The organism is Streptomyces sp. NPDC029956 (genome assembly GCF_055574655.1).
In genome coordinates this window covers 44,163-63,673 of record NZ_JBVHZJ010000048.1, presented here as the reverse complement: position 1 = coordinate 63,673, position 19,511 = coordinate 44,163, and the positions used below count along the sequence as shown (strand labels likewise).

Here is a 19,511-nt window from a genome sequence, read left to right as displayed (position 1 = left end):
GTCAAGGGTGGGCGCAGCCCATCGCGCAGCGACGCCGAAGGCGCCCTTGACGCGGTGACGGAGGACGCCACACTCGGAAAGAGGGCGGCCGCACCAGAAGCCCACTCGAAACCCCCGCCCCCGTTCCCCTCCGTCCGGCACCCTGAGGAGCATGGGAATCGTCGAGCAGCTCTGGGACCGTGGCGAGATGCCGTACTGCGACGGGCTCTACCGGGCGGACGGCGTCAGTCGGGCGTTGTACGTCGACGGTCCCGGTGCGTACCACCCCGATGCCGGACAGCCGATTCCCTTCCGGATCGGGGAGCCCTTCGACGTGGCCGAGGCCGTCGCGGAGTACGGCACCTGCGAGGCGGACGTCTGGTTCGAGAGTCCCCTGCCCGACGGGTCGGGCTGGATCCTCGGTGGAGGCGGCGGGATGGGCAACATCGGTCACCTCGCCCGTCTCGACCGCGACCGCTCCCTGCGGTGGGTCGCCTTCATGGACCGCTCCAACCCGTTCCTCCGCGTGCGCCACGACGGCACCCTGGCCGTCTTCACCAACGACTGGTGCAATCTGCTCACCCTCGACCTCGCCGACCCCGCCCTCCGCTGACCCGCCCTCCACCGACCCCGCCCGCCGTCGGACTCAGTCGAACCAGCGGTCCCTCGCCAGTTCCGCCGTCCTCGACGGGTCCTCAAGCAGGGCCGCCACCTCGAAGCGGCGCGGCCACTGCCCCGCCGACCAGGCCAGGCCCGCCGCCACGCCCTCCAGCGTCGACGCGTGGACGACGCCGTCCGCCGTGCGGCGCCAGTCGAGTTCCGTGTCCGCCGCCCTGAGTTCCTCGTGCTCGATGTACGTGGTCGGCGTCGTCGGGCCGAGGAGCGTACGGACCGAGTCCGGCACCTCGTGCTCCTCGCCCACCGTCGCCACCTCCGCCTCCACCGCCTCGCTCAGCCGCCTCACCTGGAACAGCTCCGCCAGGTCCGCCGCCCGCGCCGGCGCCACCGGCAGCAGCGGCACCCCGCCCGCCAGCGGCAGCAGGTCCGGGGCGTCCGCCACCATCGCCTCCGCCGCGTCCACCACGACCACCTCGCCGTCCACCACCGCGCGCAGCTCGTCCGGCAGCGTCACCTGCTCCGGGTCCAGGTCCGCGAGGGCCGTGTACAGCGCGTGGAGTTGGGCGTCCGTGACCTCCCGCGAGGGGTCCGCGAGGCGCGTCAGGAGTTCCGCCGCCCCGCCCGGCTCGTCGAGCAGCGCCGCCACCGACGTGCGGACTCCCAGCGCCCTCAGGACCTGCTCGTCCTCGAAGCCGGTCGCGTCGGCGGAGTCGTACAGACCGATCAGGAGCGGGTCCGTGCCCGCCGCCCGCAGGCCCGCCGGGCGGCGGCCGTCCAGGACCGGGTGGTCACGGAGCCACCACGCCGTGTACGAGCGGACCGTCTCCGTCGTGCCGTCCGGCAGGAGGACCCGTACGGGCTGGGTCAGGGCGTCGCGCAGAGGGGGCTGCGCCAGGAGCGCCAGCGCCTGCGGCCAGGCGTCGTCGTCGACCAGGTCCAGATCCCGTACGGCCACGATCTCCGTCGCCACCGGCGGCACCGGCGTCTCCGGCAGCCGGTCCAGGACGTCCTCGCACCACACGTCGACCGCGTCCAGGAGCCCCGCGTCGTCCGGCTCCGGGTAGTCGCCCTCGCGCGGCTCGACCTCGTCCGGGTCGAGGAGGAGGTCGGTGGCCCGGACGAGGGCGAACGTGGCGAGCACTCCGCAGGCGGCCAGCGGCTGTTCGCCCCAGCGGGCGGCCAGTTCGGCGTCGACGTAGGCCAGTTCGTCCTCGCGCATGACGGCGGCGAACGCCGAGCCCGGCATCACCAGCTCGCCCGCCGGGGAGAGTTCGCCGTCCTCGTCGGGCAGCGCCAGCGCGCCCAGCCAGGGCTCCTCGCCCGCGTCGAGTTCCGCGTCCCTGACCAGGGCGAGGACGGTCTCGGCGAGTTCGTCCGCGTCCAGCGTGTCCGCGTCCTCGTCCCAGATCTCCCCCGCGTCGAGGGAGGCCGCGACCGCAGCCCGTACCTGCGGGGTCGTCAGGACCGCTCGGGGCGTGGCGGGCAGGGCGCCCAGCTTCTCCAGGAGCGGGTGCGCGGCCTCGGGGTGGGCCACCTTCAGGCCGAGCCGGGTCAGCTCGGCGGGGGTCCGGTCCTGGGGCAGGAGGACCTGGCGGGGGCCGATCGCGGTACGGACACGAGCCCCCTCCGCGGCTTCCGCGAGCGGGACCGGAAGGCCCGACAGGCGGTCCGGGTCGACGCCGGCGAGGGAGTCGTACAGGCGCCACCACCACGTCGGGGCGCGGTCCACCCCGGCGAGGCGGTCGATCGCCTCGGTCAGGGGCACGCGGCCGACGCCGAGGGTCCGGAGCTCCGGGCGGCGCTCCAGACCGGCGGGGAGCAGGGTCGGGAACACTTCGGCGAGGACCTCGACCGTGTCGGCGCCCGCGCCCTCCGCCACCTCGGCCTCGATCGGGCGGAGCGCCGGGAGTTCCTCGGTGGGGGCGGCGGGCGCCAGGAACGCGACCCTCGGCAGCCGGTCCAGGATCGCCTCGCGCAGCGCCCCGTCGAGGGGGCCCTTGCCGAGCGGGCCGGGGACGAGGTCGAGCGTGGCCGTCGTCACCGGCTGCCACTCGGCGAGGAGTTCGGCGTACGCGTCGGCCGCGCGCTGCACCAGGAAGTCGGTGAGCGGGCCGGGCGCCGGGTGCCGTCGCGCGGTGTCCAGGGGCAGGGAGGCGATGAGCAGCGCGGGGATGCCGAGGGGTTCGTCGGTGGGCGTGGGGGCGTGCACGACCGGGGTCGTCCGCGGGTGGCGCGGGGCTCCCTCCGGGTCCACGGGTACGGCCCAGGTGACGGACCAGTGGGGGCGCAGGCGCTCCTCGACCGGGCGGTCCTTGAGGAGTTCGGCGTCGAGGGGGCCGGCGTGAGAGACGGTCCGCCAGCGGTGGGTGCCGGTGGCGGAGTCGACGATCTGCACGTACCCGTCGTCCTCGGAGCGGCGGAGGGTCCGTACCTCTTCCGGGGTCTCCACGACGATCTCCGCGAGCCCCGGAAGAGTGAGGAGGAGCGCGTCGTCGACGGAGGCGAGGAGCCGCTCGGCGAGGTCGCGGGCGGCGGTGTCGCGGAGCGGGAGGACGACGACGGTGTCGTAGCCGTCGGGGGCGGTGCCCTCGGCGGGCAGCGGGAGCCGGAGGAGGGGTACGTGGCCGTCGCGGCGGCGCAGTTCGTCGCCGAGGCCGGGGCTGTACCGGGCGGAGTCGGCGGCGAGTTCGCGGGCCTCGGCGAGGGACCAGCGGACGCCGCCGTGGCGGCCGAGGACGGCGGGCTCGTCGGTGACGGCGAGGACGGCGGCGAATCCGACGCCGAACCGGCCGACCGCGCCGTGGGGCTGCTGCTCGCGCTTCGCGGAGGCGCGGAGGGTCGACAGGGACTCGACGCCGGTGGCGTCCAGCGGGGCGCCGGTGTTGGCGGCGGCGAGGAGGGCGGGGCTTTCGTGGTCCGCGGGGTGCAGGGTGAGCCTGAGGCGGCCGGGGACGCCGGCGCGGCGGGCGGCGTCGGCGGCGTTCTGGGCGAGTTCGACGACGAGGCGGTCGCGGTAGCCGCCGAGGGCGAGGTCCTCCTCGGCGTTGGCGTCCTCCCGGAACCGGGCGGGGGACGCGCCCCAGGCGTCGAGCACACCCCGCCGCAGCCGGGCGGTGCCGAAGGGATCGGTTCCGTCGGTCGTCGTCCGGACGCTGACGCTCACGTCTGACTCCACTCTGCGGGGCGCTGATGGTGCGGGACCCGGCCCTCGGGGCCGGGGGCCCGAAGGTACCGCGCTCGGGGGTGCGGGTTTTGCCGGGGCGCGTCTGTTCCTCACGGTCCAGGGTGCATCGGCGCGGGGGCGCTCGGCGTGCGGCGGGGGTGGGTCGGGCGTCGGGCCGCCGTTGCGGGTGGGCCGTGGCCGTGGCGGGCGGGTGTCGCGGGCCCGGGTGCGGCTCACTCGCCTGCGCGCGCTGCCGCGGGGCGCTGCCCGCCACCGCTGCCCCCTCGTTGTGGGCAGCTGTTCCTCCCCCAGACTCCGTCGGGGGCCCCAGGGCGGACCGGGTGGTCACACGGCGGGGGCTGCAGGCTCAGCCCGCGGGGGCGGGGGCCGGCGCGGCCCACCCGGGGGTGGGTGGAGGCGCGGCCCACCCGGGGGTGGGTGAAGGCGCGGCCCACCCGGGGGTGGGTGAAGGCGCAGCCCGCACTGGCGGTGGCGGGCGCGGGCCCGCACAGGTGGTGACCCGTGCAGCCCGCGCCGGTGGTGGCGGGCTCAGCCCGCATCCGTGGCGGCCCGCGCCCGACCCGTGGCGGCGTGTGCTCCTGGTCGGGTGGGTGGGCAGGGGGTTACGAGTGGCCCAGGTCTTCCGACAGGGCGTCCGGTTCTGTTGTCGAGCCGGAGTCCTTCGCCGGGCGGAGGGGGAACGCGTCCGCCCCCATCGAGTCCAGCACCGGCGGCGCCGGCCGTGGCGGCTTCGGCATGATGGCGGCCTCCGAGTGGCCCCCGCAGCCGTACGAGAGGGACACGACACGCCCGTCCGCCGGGGCGAACTCGTTGGCGCAGATGCCGAACGTCTGCTTCAGGGAGCCCGCCAGCGGCACCAGGAACGCGCAGGACTCGCAGGTGGCCGGGGCGGCCTGGGCCATCGGTGTGCGGGCACCGAAGGACTCCTCCCAGCGGTCCGCGGCCATGTGGAGCCCGTACCGGGAGAGGACCCTGGCCCGGCGCATGCCGAGCTCCTCGGCGACCGCGGCGATCGCGCCCCGCGAAGGGGTACGGGTGACGATCTCGGCGTCCTCGACGTCGAGGTGGTCGGCGAGCTCCTCCGACACCACGGAGTTCGGCGGGGGCGCGTCCTCGCCCGAGTAGCCGGGCTCCAGGCGCAGGTCGTCGGCCTCGGTCGGCAGCAGGTCGCCGGGACCCATGTCGCCGGGTCGCAGCCGCTCGCTCCACGGCACCCACTCGGGGGCGAGGAGCGCGTCGGAGCCGGGCAGCAGGACGGTTTCGTCAAGCGTGACGTTCTTGGCGCGGGAGGCGCGGGTGACCGTCACCGCCCAGCGCCAGCCCCGGTAGCCGGGTTCCTTGGACTCGAAGTAGTGGGTGACGACGCGGTCACCCTCGGCGATCACCTCGACGTGCGCGCCGACGATCCCGGGGGCGGCCGCCTCCTCGGCGGCCTCCCTCGCGAGTTCTACGGCCTCGGCACACAGGCGGTCGGGGGTACGCGTGGCTCGCGGGGTACGCGGGGTACCGCTTCGCGTCGTCGCAGCACTCACAGGTCTCGCTTCTCTCCTACGCCGTCTCACGGGTGCGCCGGCCGAGGGGCGGGAGCGAAGCCACGGGCGGCGGGCGGAGCGGACCTGTGGGCCGCATCGACGTCCGCGCACCCGACCTGTCTCGCGTGTCTCGGGCACACCTATCGCCATCCATTCTGCGGGATGCCGAAGAGGCGCGCGGCCGAGAGCTTCCGCCGGTGACGCGCTACGCACGCTACCCCGTTCGCGGGCCTCAGCCCACCTGCCCGTCCCAAGTGGCCCGGATCGCGGACGCCCGGGGGGCGGTCGGAGCAAGGCCGGAGCGCTGCCGGAGGGCTGCCGCAGCGCTGTCCTGTGAGGTGAACGGGTGGGTCCGAAAGCGACCCGCGCACCCCGTCGGCCCCCTTCGGCATCGTCCGAAGTCGCCCTTCACCGCCGCGCCACGGTTCGTCGGGCGCGCTGGTGGGGCACTATGACGGAGTGGCAGCCGCACGGTCCCCCGCACGATCCGAAGATCATGCCGGACCGCTCCGCCGAGCGGGCCGGAAGGTCGGCCGTGCCCTGCACCTGCCGTTCACGGGGACCGCGAAGGGCATCCGCAAGGCCACTCACGCCCATGGCGCGGGCGAGTCGGGGCTCGGGAAACTGATCGAGCTGCATGCGGTGAACGGCGCCGGTGACGTCATGATCACCGTCGCCCTCGCCTCCACCGTCTTCTTCTCCGTCCCCACCGACGAGGCGCGCGGCCGGGTGGCCCTGTACCTCGCCGTCACGATGGCTCCGTTCACCCTGCTCGCCCCGGTGATCGGTCCGCTCCTCGACCGCATTCCGCACGGGCGGCGGGCCGCGATGGCCGGCGCGATGCTGACCCGGGCCGTCCTCGCGATCATGATGTCGGCGGCGGTCGTCACCGGCGGTGTCGAGCTGTATCCGGCGGCGCTCGGGGTCCTGGTGGCCTCGAAGGCGTACGGGGTGGTGCGCAGTGCCGTCGTGCCCCGGCTCCTGCCACCGGACTTCTCTCTGGTGAAGGCGAACTCCCGGGTCACCCTGGCCGGGCTGCTCGCGACCGGTGTCGCCGCGCCCATCGGGGCGGGGCTCCAGATCCTGGGGCCTCGCTATCCGCTGTACGGCGCGTGTGCGCTGTTCCTGCTGGGGGCGTTCTGGGCGCTGCGGATGCCACCCAAGGTGGACTCGGCGAAGGGTGAGCGGCGGGCTCATCTGCTGACGCACGGCGAGCGGAAGCCGAGCCTGCGGACGGTGGGGCCCTCGGTCCTGCACGGTCTGCAGGCGAACGCGGCGCAGCGGATGCTGTCGGGTTTCCTGATCTTCTTCCTGGCGTTCCTGCTGCGCGAGCATCCGTTGTCGGGGCAGAGTGCCGCCGTGTCGCTGGGGATCGTGGGCGTGGCGGCGGGCGTGGGCAACGCGTGCGGCACGGCGATGGGCTCGCTCCTGCGGGACCGCGGGCACGGGCCGGAAGTGATCATCGCCACGATGATCAGCGTGGTCTGTGCCACGGCGATCTGTACGGCGATCTTCTTCGGCGGGCTGATGGTAGCCGTCCTGGGGGCGGTCGCGGGCCTCACCCAGGCCCTGTCGAAGCTGTCCCTCGACGCGCTGATCCAGCGGGACGTGCCGGAGGTCGTCCGTACGTCGGCGTTCGCGCGTTCCGAGACGGCGCTGCAGATGGCGTGGGTGGTGGGCGGCGGGATCGGTATCGCCCTGCCGCTGAACGGGACCCTGGGCATGGCCGTCGCGGCCGGAATCCTGGCCATCGGGGCGCTTCTCGCCGTACGGGGCCTGCTCGCGGAGGCGCGGCGGCGGCCGGGGTCGAAGGGGCGCTCGAAGACGCGGGTGGCGTAGGGATCGCCGTGCGCCCTCCGCTCCCGCGCCGTCCCGTCCCCGCTCACCTGCGCCCTCGTTCACCGTCCTCGTTCCGGTACCGGAGTGCGGCACGCCGTACCCCCGCGTGGCGCGGGCGCGGCGGCCCGATAGCCTTCGGCTCATGACCGTTGCGTTCTTCTCCGGCTCGCGCCGCCGGGCCGCCGTCGCCCTCGGGGCCGTCTCCGCCGGGCTCCTCGTTCTCTCCGCCTGCGACAAGCCGACTCCGATCGCGACCGTCACGGTCGGGTCCGACTCGATCCACTCCGAGGCCGCCTGCTACAACGACGGCGACGCCATCAAGGAGTCGCAGATCCAGCAGTGCCTCAACAAGAAGGCCGAGAAGTCCATCACCGTGGCGATGGACGACAAGATCCGCTTCGGGGTCGACCCCGAGATCGCGGACAACGGCTGGACCATCTTCCTCGGCGGCCAGCAGGCCGAGCCCGAGCCGTACAAGAAGACGTACCGGACCATTCCGGCCAGCGCCTTCTTCTCCAGCCAGACCGGCGAGGCCACCGACAACACCCAGGTGACCATCGTCGAGAACACCGGCAAGGAGCTGACCGGTGTCTGGCACTTCCAGCTGAAGAAGGAATCCTGATCCTCCGGTGGTCCACCGGATCCTGATCGTGACGGCCGTTGCGGCGGAGGCGGACTCCGTCTCCGCCGGCCTCGGCCTCCACCTCGGCAGCCCCGGCCCGGAACTCGTCGCGCTGCCGGGGGGTCTCTCCCTGCGCCGCCACACGGGCGGGGACGCCACCACCGGGGCACGCGTCGACGTGCTCGTCGGCGGGGTCGGGCCCGCTGCCGTCGCCGCCTCGACCGGGACCGCGCTCGCCTACGCCGCACTCGCCGGCACCGCCGAGCCGTGCGGCACCGCCGGTTCGTACGGCGCCGAGAGCCCGTACGGCCTCGTCGTCTCCGCCGGGATCGCCGGCGGGTTCCAGCCTCTCGCGCCCCTCGGGTCCGTCGTCGTCTCGTCGGCCGTCGTCGCCGCCGACCTCGGCGCACAGACCCCCGACGGGTACCTCACGGTCGACGAGCTCGGCTTCGGGCGGTCCGTCCATCCCGTGCCGGAGGCGCTGACCGGGAGGATCGCCGCAGCCCTGGACGCCGCCGACCGGCCGTGCACCGTCGCCCCCGTGCTCACCGTCTCCACCGTCACCGGCTCCGCCGACCGCGCCGCCGAACTGGCCGGTCGCCATCCCGGGGCCGCCGCCGAGGCGATGGAGGGCTTCGGTGTCGCCGAGGCCGCCGCCGCGTACGGCGTGCCCGTGGTCGAGATCCGGGCGGTGTCGAACGCCGTCGGACCCCGTGACCGCGCCGCCTGGCGCATCGGCGACGCCCTGGACGCGCTCCGGCACACCTTCGAGCTGCTCGGCCTCCAGCTGCTCGCCAGCACCGACTTCGTGGAGCCCTCCCCGTGACCAAGCTGAAGATCGCCTACTCGCCCTGCCCGAACGACACCTTCGTCTTCGACGCCTGGGCCCACGGCCGCGTCCCGGACGCCCCCCGGCTCGACGTCACGTTCGCCGACATCGACGTCACCAACGGCTGGGCCGAGAGCGGCACCGACGGCCATGACGTCCTCAAGGTGTCGTACGCGGTGCTGCCCTGGATCCTCGACGAGTACGCGCTGCTGCCCTGCGGCGGCGCCCTCGGCCGCGGCTGCGGGCCGCTCGTCCTCACCCGGGAGGACGCGACCGGTGCCGACCTCGCCGGGAAGACGGTCGCGGTGCCGAGCGAGCGCTCCACCGCGTATCTGCTGTTCCGGCTCTGGGCGGCGGAGAAAGTGCCGGGAGGGGTCGGGAACGTCGTCGTGATGCCGTTCCACGAGATCATGCCCGCCGTGCGCGACGGCAAGGTGGACGCCGGGCTCGTCATCCACGAGGCCCGCTTCACGTACAGGGACTACGGGCTGCACTGCCTCGCCGACATGGGCGAGCACTGGGAGTCCACGACCGGTCTGCCGATCCCGCTCGGTGCGATCGTCGCCCGCCGCTCCCTCGGTGCGGAGACCCTGCGGCGGCTCGCCGACTCGGCCCGTGCGTCGGTGCGGATGGCCTGGGACGACCCGGCGGCCTCCCGCCCGTACGTCATGGAGCACGCGCAGGAGATGGACCCGAAGGTCGCCGACCAGCACATCGGGCTCTACGTCAACGAGTTCACGGCCGACCTCGGCGAGCACGGGTACGCGGCGGTCCGCGGGCTGCTCACCCGAGCCGCGGCCGAGGGACTCGTACCGCCCCTCGGCCCTGACTCGCTCGCATTCCCGTAGCCGGGACCTTTCCCGTGGCCGGGACCGCCGGACGGCGTCCGGCCGGGAGGGTCAGACGTCCAGCTGGTCCGCGACCGCGCGCAGCAGGCCCGCGATCTTGGCGCCCTGCGTCTTGTCGGGGTAGCGGCCGCGCTCCAGCATCGGCGTGATGTTCTCCAGGAGCGTCGTCAGGTCCTGGACGATGGACGCCAGTTCGTCGGGCTTACGGCGCTGCGCCGCGGCGACGGACGGTGTCGGGTCGAGGATCGTGACGGACAGCGCCTGGTCGCCGCGCTGGCCTGCGACGACTCCGAACTCGACCCGCTGTCCCGGCTTCAGTGCGTCGACTCCGGCAGGGAGCACCGACGAGTGGACGAAGACGTCGCCGCCGTCGTCGCGGGAGAGAAAGCCGAAGCCCTTCTCGCTGTTGAACCATTTGACCTTGCCGGTAGGCACGTCTGTCCTCGTCCTCGTCCTCGTCGGGGGATAGCAAACAGCGGGTCGACCGACCCGCCGACACCAGGCTAATGGTCCGGAGGCCGGTGACAAGACGTCGCCGATGTGTTCCTTCGGCCTGGGAACTACCCTGGCCGGATGCGTAGTGAAACCCCTGCCGCACAGGCGAACGACAGCGCTCCGGGTGACGGCCTCGTCAAGGCCGGTGTCATCCTCTTCGCCATCGGCGCGGTGGCGACGCTGGTCACCGTGGCTCCGCTGTTCCTGGGTACGGATCCGTTCCCCACGGTCGCGTACACCGTCTCGATGCTCATGGGCGTCGGATTCGCCGTCGCCGCCGCCGGGGTGCTGCGGTCGATCGCGGCCCAGCGGCGGCAGGCGCGGGAGGGTGCGAGCGCTCCGGTTCAGGCCGGATAGCGCTCCCGTTCAGGCCTGACAGAGCTCCGGTTCAGGCCTGACAGAGCTCCCGTTCAGGCCGGACAGCTCTCCCGTTCAGGCCAGGTACCCCTCCCACCAGGCGCGGAAGTCCGTCAGGTCGGTGAGGACGACGTGGGCGCCGGCCTCCTTCAGTTCCTCGGGGGCGCAGGGGCCGGTCGCGACGGCCACCGAGAGGGCGCCGGCCGTGGCGGCGCCGCGGACGTCGCCGACGTGGTCGCCGACGTACACCTGGGCGCCGTGGGCGCGCAGGGCCTCCGCCTTGCCCTCGGCCCACAGGCTGCCGGCGAGCGCGTCCGGCTCCATGCCGAGGTGGGCGAGGTGCAGCTCGGCGTGCGGGCCGTTCTTCGCGGTGACGACGATGGTGCGGCCGCCCGCCTCGCGTACGGCGCGGATCGCGTCCCTCGCGCCCGGCATCGGCGGCGAGGGCTCGATCGCGTACGCCGGGTACAGCGCGCGGTAGCGGGCCACCATCTCGGTGACCCGGTCCGCGGGGACCCAGTGGGCCATCTCGTGCTCCAGGGGCGGACCGAGGCGGCTGACGACGAGGTCCGCGTCGACGGGGACGCCTGATTCGGCCGAGAACGCCTCCCAGGCGGCCTTGATGCCGGGGCGGGTGTCGACCAGGGTCAGGTCGAGGTCGAAGCCGACGGTGAGCGGGGCGGAGGCGTTTTCGGTGCGCGTCGTCATGGGGCCATTCTGGGGGACCTCCGGCCCAGGTGTTCGAATATGGGTGCTGCTTACACTGAGCCAAGCCTCACCAAACCCGCACCGCCCGCTCCCCGCACCACCCGATGGGTCCTGATGCCAGCCGCTTTCCGTTCCAGACGGGTCCTCGCGACCTCGGCGGCTCTCGTCGCCCTGCTCTTCGCCGTGCTCCTGAGCCTCGCCGTCGGCGCCCGCCCCATCGCCCCGTCCACGGTGTTCGACGCGCTGCTGCACGGCGGCACGAGCCCCGACGCCGAGGTCGTACGGCAGCTCCGTGTCCCCCGCACCCTCATCGGGCTGATGGTCGGCGCGGCGCTCGCGCTCGCCGGTACCGCCCTCCAGGGCATCACCCGCAACCCGATCGCCGACCCCGGCATCCTCGGCATCAGCCAGGGCTCCTCGGTCGGCGTCGTCCTCGCGATCGCCTTCTTCGGCGTGCACTCGCTCACCGGGTACGTGTGGTTCGCCTTCGCCGGTGCCGCGCTCGCCGCGGTCGCCGTCCACGCGATCGCCTCCAGCGGGCGCGGCGGGGCGACCCCCGTGAAGCTGGCGCTCGGCGGGGCCGCGATCAACGCGCTGCTGCTCTCCGTCACCACCGGCATCCTCACCACCAAGGCCTCCGCGCTCGACGAGTTCCGGTTCTGGCAGATCGGCTCCCTCGACGGGCGCGACGCCCAGATCGTCGGCCAGATCTGGCCCTTCCTGCTGCTCGGCGCGGTCCTCGTCGTCTCCGTGGCGCGCGGGCTCGACGCACTCGCGCTCGGCGAGGACGTCGCCAAGGGGCTCGGGCAGCGGGTCGCGACCGTGCGGATCGTCGGCGGGATCGGCGCGACCGTCCTCACCGGCGCGGGAGTGGCCGCCGCCGGGCCCGTCGCCTTCGTCGGCCTCGCCGTCCCGCACATCGCGCGGGCCGTCGTCGGCTCCGACCACCGTTGGGTGCTGCCGATGGCCGCGGTCGTCGGACCGGTCATGCTCCTCGTGGCGGACGTCGCCGGGCGGATCGTGTTCCCGCCGGGCGAAGTGCCGGCCGGGGTGATGACCGCGCTGATCGGGGTGCCGTTCCTCGTGACACTCGTGCGGCGCAAGGCGGTGGCGGCGTGAGCACCCTCTCCCCCGTCCGGCCCGCCAAGGGCAGGCCGCGGCCCGCCGGATACGGGCTCGTGCGCGCCGGCGGCGCCTCGTTCCTGGTGCACCGGCGGTCCGCCTTCGTCACCGTGGGCCTGCTGCTGCTCCTGGCCGCGTCCTCCGTCGCGTACCTCTGCGTCGGTGAGCGGTTCGTCGACCCCTCCGAGGTCGTGCGCATCCTCCTCGGGGAGTCGTCGCCCTCGACGTTCGTCGTGACGGAGCTGCGGGAGCCGCGGCTCGTCGTCGCCCTGGCCGTCGGCGCCGCGTTCGGGGTCGCGGGCGCGCTGATCCAGACCGTGGCCCGCAACCCGCTGGCCAGCCCCGACATCATCGGCATCAGCCAGGGCGCGGGGGCGGTCACCGTCGCCGCGATGACCTTCGGGATCGGCTCGTACACCGTGCTGCCGTACCTCTCGATCGCCGGCGGTGTCGTCGCCGCGGCGCTCGTGTACGTGTTCGCGTGGCGCGGCGGGCTGCACGCGACGCGGTTCGTCCTCATCGGCATCGGCTTCGCGATCGCGCTGCGGTCGCTCACCACGCTCTTCCTGACCAAGGGCGACTTCCTCGTCGCCCAGCAGGCCCAGATCTGGATGACCGGCTCGCTCAACGGGCGCGGCTGGGACGAGTCCGCGCCGATCCGCTGGACGCTGCTGCTCATGCTGCCCGCCGTGCTGTGGGCGGCCCGCGCGCAGCGGACCGTCTCCCTCGACGACGACACGGCGACGGCGCTCGGCGTCCGGCTCGGGCGGGTCCGGCTCGGGCTCGTCGCGGTGGGGGTCGTGCTCGCGTCCGTGGCGACGGGTGTCGCGGGCCCGGTCGACTTCGTGGCGCTGCTCGCGCCGCAGATCGCCCGCCGGATGACCCGTACCGCGCAGATCCCGCTGCTCGCCTCGGCGCTGACCGGCGCCGCGGTGGTCGTCCTCGCCGACCTGCTCGGCCGGCGGCTCCTGTCGCCCGTCGAACTTCCGGTGGGCGTCCTCACGGCGGCCGTCGGCGCCCCGTATCTGATCTGGCTCATCGTCCGGAGCCGTACCGCAGCATCCGCAGGAGGCAAGGCGTGAGCAGGCTGACCGCGCGCGAGCTGACGCTCGCCTACGAGGACCGCACCGTGGTCCACGAGCTGGACCTGGCGATCCCCGACGGCAAGGTGACCGTGATCGTCGGCCCCAACGCCTGCGGCAAGTCCACCACCCTCCGGGCGCTCGGCCGGCTCCTCAGGCCGGCGGGCGGCGCGGTCCTCCTCGACGGGGTGGAGCTGGCGAAGCTCCCGACGAAGCGGATCGCCCGCTCGATCGGGCTGCTTCCGCAGACGCCGGTCGCGCCGGAGGCGATCACCGTCGCCGACCTGGTGTCGCGCGGCCGCCAGCCGCACCAGGCCTGGTGGAAGCAGTGGTCGGAGGAGGACGAGCGGGCGGTCGTCGAGGCGATGGACCGCACGGACGTGGCCGCGCTCGCCGACCGCTCCGTGGACGAGCTGTCGGGCGGGCAGCGGCAGCGGGTGTGGATCGCGATGGCCCTCGCCCAGGAGACGGACCTGCTGCTCCTCGACGAGCCGACCACCTATCTGGACATCTCCCACCAGGTGGAGGTCCTCGACCTGGTCCGCCGTCTCAACCGGCTGCGCGGCCGCACGGTCGTCCTCGTCCTCCACGACCTGAACCAGGCGGCCCGGTACGCCGACCACCTCATCGCGATGAAGGCGGGCCGGGTGGTGGCGGAGGGGCCGCCGGGGGAGATCGTGACGGAGGAGCTCGTACGGGATGTCTTCGGGCTGGCGTCGGTCGTGGTCCCGGACCCGGTGACGGGGTCGCCGCTGGTGGTGCCGGGGGCGCCGTGGCACGCGGACGCGGACGCGGATCTGGACGACGAAGCCGAGGTTCCCGCGGGCTGAGCCGAGCCCACCCGGTCAGTGCCTGCGGGACCGCCAGAGCAGGAACAGGGCCGACGCGACCGCCGCGCCCCGGAGGACCCAGGGCCAGGTCTCCGAGATCGCCGCGCCCATCGCCTCGCCGCCCGCGGCCACCGGCTCGCCCCAGCGGCCCTCCACGCGGCCCCACAGCCAGGCGATGCCCGACGCGGCGGCCAGGCCGGGGATCACCAGGACGGCGCCCTTGATCTCGCCGGGGGTCAGCCGGCGGGAGGCGTAGGCGATGAGCCAGCCCGCGGCCAGGGCGACGAGGGAGCCGAAGAGCGCGCCGCCGAGCAGGAGGAGCGCGGCGAGCAGGACGAAGGGGTTGGCGAGGCGGAGACGGGGGACCGGGGCCGCCTCGGGCTCCATGTCCGCGCCCGGCTCGGCCGCGGGGGCCGTCTCCTTGCGGCGGAGGAGACGGGCGAGGCGGCGGCGCTTCCCGGGGGACGGGGCCGGTCCGCCTTCGGCGCCCTCGCGGTCCTCGTGGCCGTCCTCGGCGTCCTCGGCGTCTTCGTAGCCTTCGTCGTCCTCGTCGTCCTCCGCGACGGGTTCCTTGAAGAGGTCCGGTCGCTCGACGCCGCCCACGAAGCCGGGGAGACCGTCGGCGGGGTCGGCGGCGTCGACCTGCCACCAGTCCGTACCGGCACCGGCGAGGCCCAGGGCGTCGGTGCCGTCGGTGGCCGCGGCGTCCGGGGCCGGAGTCGGCTTCGGCACCGCCACCGGGGCCGTTCCCTCGCGGGACCGACGGCTGCCCGGCACCCACCCGAGGCGCTTCCCCTCCCGCTTCGCCGTCCGGTCCCCCGCGCGCGGCTGCGGCACGGGCTTCGGCGCGGCCTTCCTCGCCGGCTTCTTCACCGGCTTCCTCGCCGGACCGCTCGCCGGACCGCTCGCCGCCTGCGGGGCCTGCGTCGACGGTTGCGGCGCGCCCGGGCCCTCCGCCCGTTCCACCACCTCGTCCGGGGTTCCCAGCGCACCGAGGATGCCTCGTATCGCCGCCGGGCTCTCCTCGCCGTGCGTGGCGCGGCGGCGGTCGATCTCGTTGCGGAGGGTGGACACCAGCCGCATCCGGTCGCTCGCCGGCAGCTGCCGCTGCTGGGCCAGATCGCCGACCCGGCTCAGATAGTCGTAGACCAACTGGTCGCTCTCGATCCCCACGATGCCCCTCCACGGCCGGTTCGCCCGGTACGGCCCGACGTTAGCGCCTGCGCAGCGGCTAACGTGGTCCGGATGGGGATCGGTGAGCTCGACCGGGAGGCGCACGTGCCCGAGGTAACTGGCGCCGCCGCGGCGCCCCGCACACTCGCTGAGGCGCTGCGCGCACGGGGCGACGAGGGGCTCGCCGCGCTGTTGCGGGCCCGGCCCGATCTGCTGAATCCGGTGCCGAACGACCTGACGCAGCTGGCGACGCGCGCCGGGACGCGCGGTTCGGTGGTGCGGGCCGTGGAGCGGCTCGACCGGTTCGCTCTCCAGACGGCGGAAGCGCTCGCGGTGGCTCAGGACCCGGCGCCGTACCCCGTGCTCCTGGGGCTGCTCACCGGCGACGAGGGTGACGCGGAGATCGAGGCGGCGCTGCCGGGCGCGGTGGCGCTGCTGCGCGAGCAGGCGCTGGTGTGGGGCGAGGACGACCGGTTGCGGCTGGTGCGGACGGCGCGGGAGCTGCTCGCTCCGTCGGCACAGCATCCGTCGCCTACGGGTCTCGGGCCGACGGTGGCCGAGGCGACGTCGGGGATGTCGCCGGGCCGGGTGCAGGAGATCATCGCGGCGGCGGGGCTGCCGGCCACGCACGATCCGGTGTCGGCGGTGGCGGCGCTGACGGGGCTGTTCACGGACCGGGACCGGATGGGGGCGCTGCTCGACACGGCGTCGCCGGACGCGTTGTCCGTGCTCGACCGGCTGGTGTGGGGTCCGCCGTACGGCGAGGTGACGGCGAAGCCGGCGGCTCCGGTGCAGTGGCTTCGCGATCACGGCCTGCTGCTTCCGGTGTCGCCGCGGACGATGGTGCTGCCGCGTGAGGTGGCGCTGCATCTGCGGGGCGGGCGGGCGCACCGGGCGCCGGAGCCGCTGGCGCCGGTGCCGGAGGTGCTGCGGGAGTACCGCCCGCAGGTGGTCGACAGTGCGGCGGCCGGGCAGGCGCAGCTGGCGCTCGCGACGGTCGAGGAGCTGCTGAAGTCCTGGGACCGGGGCGGGCCGCAGGTGCTGCGGGCGGGCGGTCTGTCCGTACGGGATCTCAAGCGGACGGCGACGGCGCTGGACGTCTCGGAGGAGACGGCGGCGTTCTGGCTTGAGCTCTGTTACGGAGCGGGTCTGCTGGCGTCGGACGGCGAGGCGGACGAGCGGTACGCGCCGACGCCGGCGTACGACGACTGGCTCGATCTGCCGCCGGCGGAGCGCTGGGCGCTGCTCGTCACGCCGTGGCTGACGGCGACCCGTACGTCGGGTCTGGTCGGCGGCCAGGACTCGAAGGGCCGGACGCTGTCGGTGCTCGGCCCGGATCTGGACCGGTCGCCCGCGCCGGAGGTCCGGCACCGGGTGCTCGGGCTGCTCGCGACGCTGCCGCCGGGTTCGTCGGTGGAGCCGGAGTCGCTGTTCGCGCGGCTGCGGTGGGAGCGGCCGCTGCGGGGTGCGGCGGCCGCGGACGAGGGCGGCGACCTGCGGTCGCGGCTGGCCCGCTGGGCGCTGGCGGAGGCGGAGCTCCTCGGTCTCACGGGGCGGGGTGCCCTGTCGGGACCGGCACGTGCGCTGCTGAACCTTCCGCTGGCGGAGGCTGCGTCCGCCGAGGAGCTGGGTGGCGGTGTGGAGCAGTCGGTGGCGGCGGGGCGGGCGGCGACGCTCCTGGCCCCGCTGCTTCCGGAGGCGGTCGACCACGTCCTCCTCCAGGCGGACCTGACGGCGGTGGCGCCGGGGCCGCTGCGGCGGCCGCTGGCCGACGCGCTCGCGGTGCTCGCGGACGTGGAATCGAAGGGTGGCGCGACGGTCTACCGGTTCACGCCCGGTTCCGTTCGGCGCGCGCTGGACTCCGGTCAGACCGCGACCGACCTGCACGAATTCCTCAAGGCTCACGCCCGGACGCCGGTCCCGCAGCCGCTCGCCTACCTGATCGACGACGTGGCGAGACGTCACGGCCATCTGCGGGTGGGAGCTGCGTCGGCGTATGTGCGCTGCGACGACGACACCGTGCTCGGCGAGATCCTGGCGGACCGCCGCTCGTCCTCCCTCGGCCTGCGGCGCCTCGCGCCGACGGTGCTCGCGGCGCAGACGGACCCGGCGTCGCTGCTCGACGGGCTGCGGTCGATGGGGTACGCGCCGGCGGCCGAGTCGACGACGGGCGACGTCCTGATCACGCGGGCGGACGCGTACCGCACGGGTGCGCGTACGGCCCCGGTGCCGGTGCCGGACGGCCCGCCGGCCCCCGACACGACGCTGCTCGGCGCGGCGGTCAAGGCGATCCGCGCGGGCGACCGGGCGGCGACTGCGGTCCGCAAGGAGCCGGCGGCCCCGACGGCGGCGGGCGCCCTGCCGCGCACGTCGGCGGCGGAGACCCTGGCGACGGTCCAGGCGGCGGCGATGACGGGCTCGGCGGTCTGGATCGGTTACGTGAACGCGGAGGGCGGCGCGAGCCAGCGGGTGATCGCCCCGGTGCGGGTGGAGGGCGGCTTCGTGACGGCCTACGACCATACGGCGGACGAGGTCCGCACGTATCCGCTGCACCGGATCACGGGTGTGGCGGAGCTGGCGGACGACCAGGTGTAGCGGGGCGTGCCGGGAGCGGGCGCGCCCGGGGCGGAGTGGCGGGAGCAGGCCGTCAGGCCTGGATGTTCCCCGTCAGGAACATGACGACGATGATCGCCACACCGATGCTGACGATCAGCGCCTGGTACGTCACCGCGAGGAAGCAGGCGAGGGCCGCGAGGATGGTCCGCGCCTGTCGGCGACGGCGCGTCCGGGCGAGGCACCAGCTCGGCACGACGAGCGCGAGGGGCAGGACGAAGCCGCCGATGAGGAAGACGGGGAGGGCGGTGAACAGGTCTCCCCACAGCGCCGCCAGGAACGACAGCAGCGGCGCGGCCACGGTCGCGACGAGCGGCGCCACCCACCACCGCGGGTCCGCCTCGTCACCGGGAGCCTGGACGGCGGGCCCGACGAGCCCGGCGGCGGTGGACGCCCCGGCGGTGACGGCGGCGGTGGCCGTGACGGAGGGGTCGGTGCCGGCGGTGGCCGTGACGGCGGCGGGCTGTCGGGTGCTGTTCGTCATGCCCTCATCCCACCGCCCCGGCGGGTCCGGCCCCAGCGCGCGGGTACTCATCCGGCGCGGGCGGGGTACTCAGGTGTGGCGGGCGTCGGGCGGGGCGGTCGGCGGTGACCGCGCCCGTCAGCCGACGAGCAGGGCGCCCCGCCCCGAGGCCATCGCAGGAAGGGGCCGCCAGTCGGCGGGAACGTTCCGCATGATCAGGACGCAGTCCAGGGTCGCGCTCCCCGGCGGGAAGCGGTCCGGGTCGTCGAAGAAGGACGACGTGGCGGCGCGGACCCGGCCGGCTTCCACGTGCCAGGCGTCGGTGTGCAGCTCCATGCCTTCCAGCCGGCCCGAGCCGGTGGGCGAGAAGCCCTTCGCCCCCGCTCGGAAGAAGCGGGAGGCCGCCGCGAGGTCGGGGAAGAGCTCGCTGCCGTGCAGCTCGTCGGCCGGCTCGACGGTGACGTCCACGTGCAGGTCGCCGTCCCAGGTGGCCAGGGCGACCCGCGTCCGGTCGGGGGTCTCGTGCACCTCGAAATCGGCGCGGCCGTGTGCACCGGGGAAGACGCGGCCTCCGGCCCAGGCGTTGAGCCGCGAGGCCGTGTCGCGGCGGGGTATGTAGACGCCGGTCTCGACGCCGTCCGGTCCGTCCCATTCGACGGCGATCCGGTGCGCCGCGTTCTCGCTCCTGGGCCCGAACGCCTCGGGTGCCCAGGTCGGCCGCACCTTTCCCAGGCGCAGGAGGCAGATGCCGGCGACCGCGTGGCCGTTCACCACCTGCGGGCGCAGGGGCTCGGGGAGCAGGCGCGCCGCAGCGTCCGGGGCGACCCGGTAGTTCACCAGCAGTCTTCGTTCGATGACGCTGGACAGTCGTGGCTGCCTCATGATCCCTCGCTCTGCGCCCCGGGGCGCCATGTGGTGTGGCGGAGCACGATCTGCTCGGGGCAGACGGTGCTGAGGAACCGACCGATGCACAGGGCCAGGCGTCCCTCGGCCAGCGTGTAGAGGATCCGGTTGCCCTCACGCCGCTCGGTGACCAGACCGGCACCCTTGAGCACGCCGAGGTGGCGTGAGATGGAGGGCGCGCTGATCTCGAACCTGGCGGCGATCTCACCGGCGGCCAGCTCTCCGCCTCTGAGGTCCTCGAGGATCTGGCGCCTCGTCGGATCGGCGAGGGCCCGGAAGGCCCCTGCCTCGTCCTGAGCATCTGTCATGGCCCA

At 74.5% G+C, this 19,511-nt stretch carries 18 protein-coding genes; 10 read left to right on the top strand and 8 right to left on the bottom strand.

Features of this window, described 5'->3' with window-relative positions:
* The first annotated feature begins 151 nt into the window (after positions 1-151).
* The gene (locus ACZ4XX_RS30270) at positions 152-592 is read left to right on the top strand and encodes a hypothetical protein (RefSeq protein ID WP_468511048.1); all 441 of its coding nucleotides are present in this window, start codon (positions 152-154) and stop codon (positions 590-592) included.
* A 33-nt stretch (positions 593-625) separates the two neighbouring features.
* Here the strand turns inward: ACZ4XX_RS30270 and ACZ4XX_RS30265 are convergent, their stop codons facing one another.
* Positions 626-3,772, bottom strand: a complete 3,147-nt coding sequence (locus tag ACZ4XX_RS30265) for a sacsin N-terminal ATP-binding-like domain-containing protein (RefSeq protein WP_468511047.1) — start codon at positions 3,770-3,772, stop codon at positions 626-628.
* A gap of 611 nt (positions 3,773-4,383) precedes the next feature.
* On the bottom strand, positions 4,384-5,313 hold the full coding sequence (locus ACZ4XX_RS30260; protein ID WP_468511046.1) for a DUF3027 domain-containing protein: 930 nt from the start codon (positions 5,311-5,313) through the stop codon (positions 4,384-4,386).
* Between the two features lie 459 nt (positions 5,314-5,772).
* On the opposite strand from ACZ4XX_RS30260, the gene ACZ4XX_RS30255 reads away from it, so the two are divergent.
* From ACZ4XX_RS30255 to ACZ4XX_RS30240, 4 genes are all read left to right on the top strand, one after another.
* Positions 5,773-7,152, top strand: a complete 1,380-nt coding sequence (locus tag ACZ4XX_RS30255; RefSeq protein ID WP_468511045.1) for an MFS transporter — start codon at positions 5,773-5,775, stop codon at positions 7,150-7,152.
* Positions 7,153-7,294: 142 nt separating this feature from the next.
* Positions 7,295-7,774, top strand: a complete 480-nt coding sequence (locus ACZ4XX_RS30250) for a DUF2771 domain-containing protein (protein ID WP_468511044.1) — start codon at positions 7,295-7,297, stop codon at positions 7,772-7,774.
* A gap of 7 nt (positions 7,775-7,781) precedes the next feature.
* Positions 7,782-8,600 (top strand): futalosine hydrolase, encoded by an 819-nt coding sequence (locus tag ACZ4XX_RS30245; RefSeq protein ID WP_468511043.1) that lies wholly within the window; start codon positions 7,782-7,784, stop codon positions 8,598-8,600.
* Positions 8,597-9,451: a 1,4-dihydroxy-6-naphthoate synthase gene (locus tag ACZ4XX_RS30240; RefSeq protein ID WP_468511042.1), complete on the top strand. Its 855-nt coding sequence runs from the start codon at positions 8,597-8,599 to the stop codon at positions 9,449-9,451. Before ACZ4XX_RS30245 ends, ACZ4XX_RS30240 begins: the two co-directional genes overlap by 4 nt.
* A gap of 51 nt (positions 9,452-9,502) precedes the next feature.
* Here ACZ4XX_RS30240 and ACZ4XX_RS30235 read toward each other — a convergent pair whose 3' ends face one another.
* Positions 9,503-9,886, bottom strand: a complete 384-nt coding sequence (locus ACZ4XX_RS30235; protein ID WP_030322122.1) for a cold-shock protein — start codon at positions 9,884-9,886, stop codon at positions 9,503-9,505.
* 138 nt (positions 9,887-10,024) lie between these two features.
* Here ACZ4XX_RS30235 and ACZ4XX_RS30230 point away from each other — a divergent pair, with 138 nt between their 5' ends.
* Entirely contained in the window at positions 10,025-10,303 is a 279-nt protein-coding gene (locus ACZ4XX_RS30230; protein ID WP_468511041.1) for a hypothetical protein, read from the top strand.
* 75 nt (positions 10,304-10,378) lie between these two features.
* On the opposite strand, the gene ACZ4XX_RS30225 is transcribed toward ACZ4XX_RS30230, so the two are convergent.
* Positions 10,379-11,011 carry an HAD family hydrolase gene (locus ACZ4XX_RS30225; RefSeq protein WP_468511040.1) on the bottom strand — a complete coding sequence of 211 codons (633 nt, stop codon included), beginning with the start codon at positions 11,009-11,011 and terminating at the stop codon, positions 10,379-10,381.
* A gap of 114 nt (positions 11,012-11,125) precedes the next feature.
* Between ACZ4XX_RS30225 and ACZ4XX_RS30220 the strand changes: the two genes are divergently transcribed.
* From ACZ4XX_RS30220 to ACZ4XX_RS30210, 3 genes are read left to right on the top strand one after another with little or no spacing between them, the layout of a single operon-like run.
* On the top strand, positions 11,126-12,130 hold the full coding sequence (locus ACZ4XX_RS30220; RefSeq protein ID WP_468511039.1) for a FecCD family ABC transporter permease: 1,005 nt from the start codon (positions 11,126-11,128) through the stop codon (positions 12,128-12,130).
* Entirely contained in the window at positions 12,127-13,215 is a 1,089-nt protein-coding gene (locus ACZ4XX_RS30215; protein ID WP_468511038.1) for a FecCD family ABC transporter permease, read from the top strand. The genes ACZ4XX_RS30220 and ACZ4XX_RS30215 overlap by 4 nt, the downstream gene beginning before the upstream one ends.
* Positions 13,212-14,045: an ABC transporter ATP-binding protein gene (locus tag ACZ4XX_RS30210; protein WP_468511037.1), complete on the top strand. Its 834-nt coding sequence runs from the start codon at positions 13,212-13,214 to the stop codon at positions 14,043-14,045. Before ACZ4XX_RS30215 ends, ACZ4XX_RS30210 begins: the two co-directional genes overlap by 4 nt.
* 15 nt (positions 14,046-14,060) lie before the next feature.
* Here the strand turns inward: ACZ4XX_RS30210 and ACZ4XX_RS30205 are convergent, their stop codons facing one another.
* A complete protein-coding gene (locus ACZ4XX_RS30205; protein ID WP_468511036.1) occupies positions 14,061-15,218 on the bottom strand; it encodes a hypothetical protein in 1,158 nt (385 codons plus the stop codon).
* A gap of 72 nt (positions 15,219-15,290) precedes the next feature.
* Between ACZ4XX_RS30205 and ACZ4XX_RS30200 the strand changes: the two genes are divergently transcribed.
* Positions 15,291-17,813 (top strand): helicase-associated domain-containing protein, encoded by a 2,523-nt coding sequence (locus ACZ4XX_RS30200; RefSeq protein ID WP_468511035.1) that lies wholly within the window; start codon positions 15,291-15,293, stop codon positions 17,811-17,813.
* A gap of 52 nt (positions 17,814-17,865) precedes the next feature.
* Here the strand turns inward: ACZ4XX_RS30200 and ACZ4XX_RS30195 are convergent, their stop codons facing one another.
* The 3 genes from ACZ4XX_RS30195 to ACZ4XX_RS30185 all read right to left on the bottom strand — a co-directional run bounded on the left by ACZ4XX_RS30195 (position 17,866) and on the right by ACZ4XX_RS30185 (position 19,505).
* Positions 17,866-18,315, bottom strand: coding sequence for a hypothetical protein (locus ACZ4XX_RS30195; RefSeq protein ID WP_468511034.1), 450 nt, complete (start codon positions 18,313-18,315; stop codon positions 17,866-17,868).
* 117 nt (positions 18,316-18,432) lie between these two features.
* The gene (locus ACZ4XX_RS30190) at positions 18,433-19,176 is read right to left on the bottom strand and encodes a DUF2071 domain-containing protein (protein WP_468511033.1); all 744 of its coding nucleotides are present in this window, start codon (positions 19,174-19,176) and stop codon (positions 18,433-18,435) included.
* Positions 19,173-19,505 (bottom strand): metalloregulator ArsR/SmtB family transcription factor, encoded by a 333-nt coding sequence (locus ACZ4XX_RS30185; protein WP_468511032.1) that lies wholly within the window; start codon positions 19,503-19,505, stop codon positions 19,173-19,175. The genes ACZ4XX_RS30190 and ACZ4XX_RS30185 overlap by 4 nt, the downstream gene beginning before the upstream one ends.
* Positions 19,506-19,511 lie beyond the last annotated feature (6 nt).

Coding starts and splice junctions, on each gene's coding strand:
- ACZ4XX_RS30270 (WP_468511048.1), top strand. CDS start 152: ATGGGAATCGTCGAGCAGCTCTGGGACCGTGGCGAGATGCCGTACTGC.
- ACZ4XX_RS30250 (WP_468511044.1), top strand. CDS start 7,295: ATGACCGTTGCGTTCTTCTCCGGCTCGCGCCGCCGGGCCGCCGTCGCC.
- ACZ4XX_RS30230 (WP_468511041.1), top strand. CDS start 10,025: ATGCGTAGTGAAACCCCTGCCGCACAGGCGAACGACAGCGCTCCGGGT.
- ACZ4XX_RS30225 (WP_468511040.1), bottom strand. CDS start 11,011: ATGACGACGCGCACCGAAAACGCCTCCGCCCCGCTCACCGTCGGCTTC.
- ACZ4XX_RS30220 (WP_468511039.1), top strand. CDS start 11,126: ATGCCAGCCGCTTTCCGTTCCAGACGGGTCCTCGCGACCTCGGCGGCT.
- ACZ4XX_RS30200 (WP_468511035.1), top strand. CDS start 15,291: ATGGGGATCGGTGAGCTCGACCGGGAGGCGCACGTGCCCGAGGTAACT.
- ACZ4XX_RS30195 (WP_468511034.1), bottom strand. CDS start 18,315: ATGACGAACAGCACCCGACAGCCCGCCGCCGTCACGGCCACCGCCGGC.
- ACZ4XX_RS30190 (WP_468511033.1), bottom strand. CDS start 19,176: ATGAGGCAGCCACGACTGTCCAGCGTCATCGAACGAAGACTGCTGGTG.
- ACZ4XX_RS30185 (WP_468511032.1), bottom strand. CDS start 19,505: ATGACAGATGCTCAGGACGAGGCAGGGGCCTTCCGGGCCCTCGCCGAT.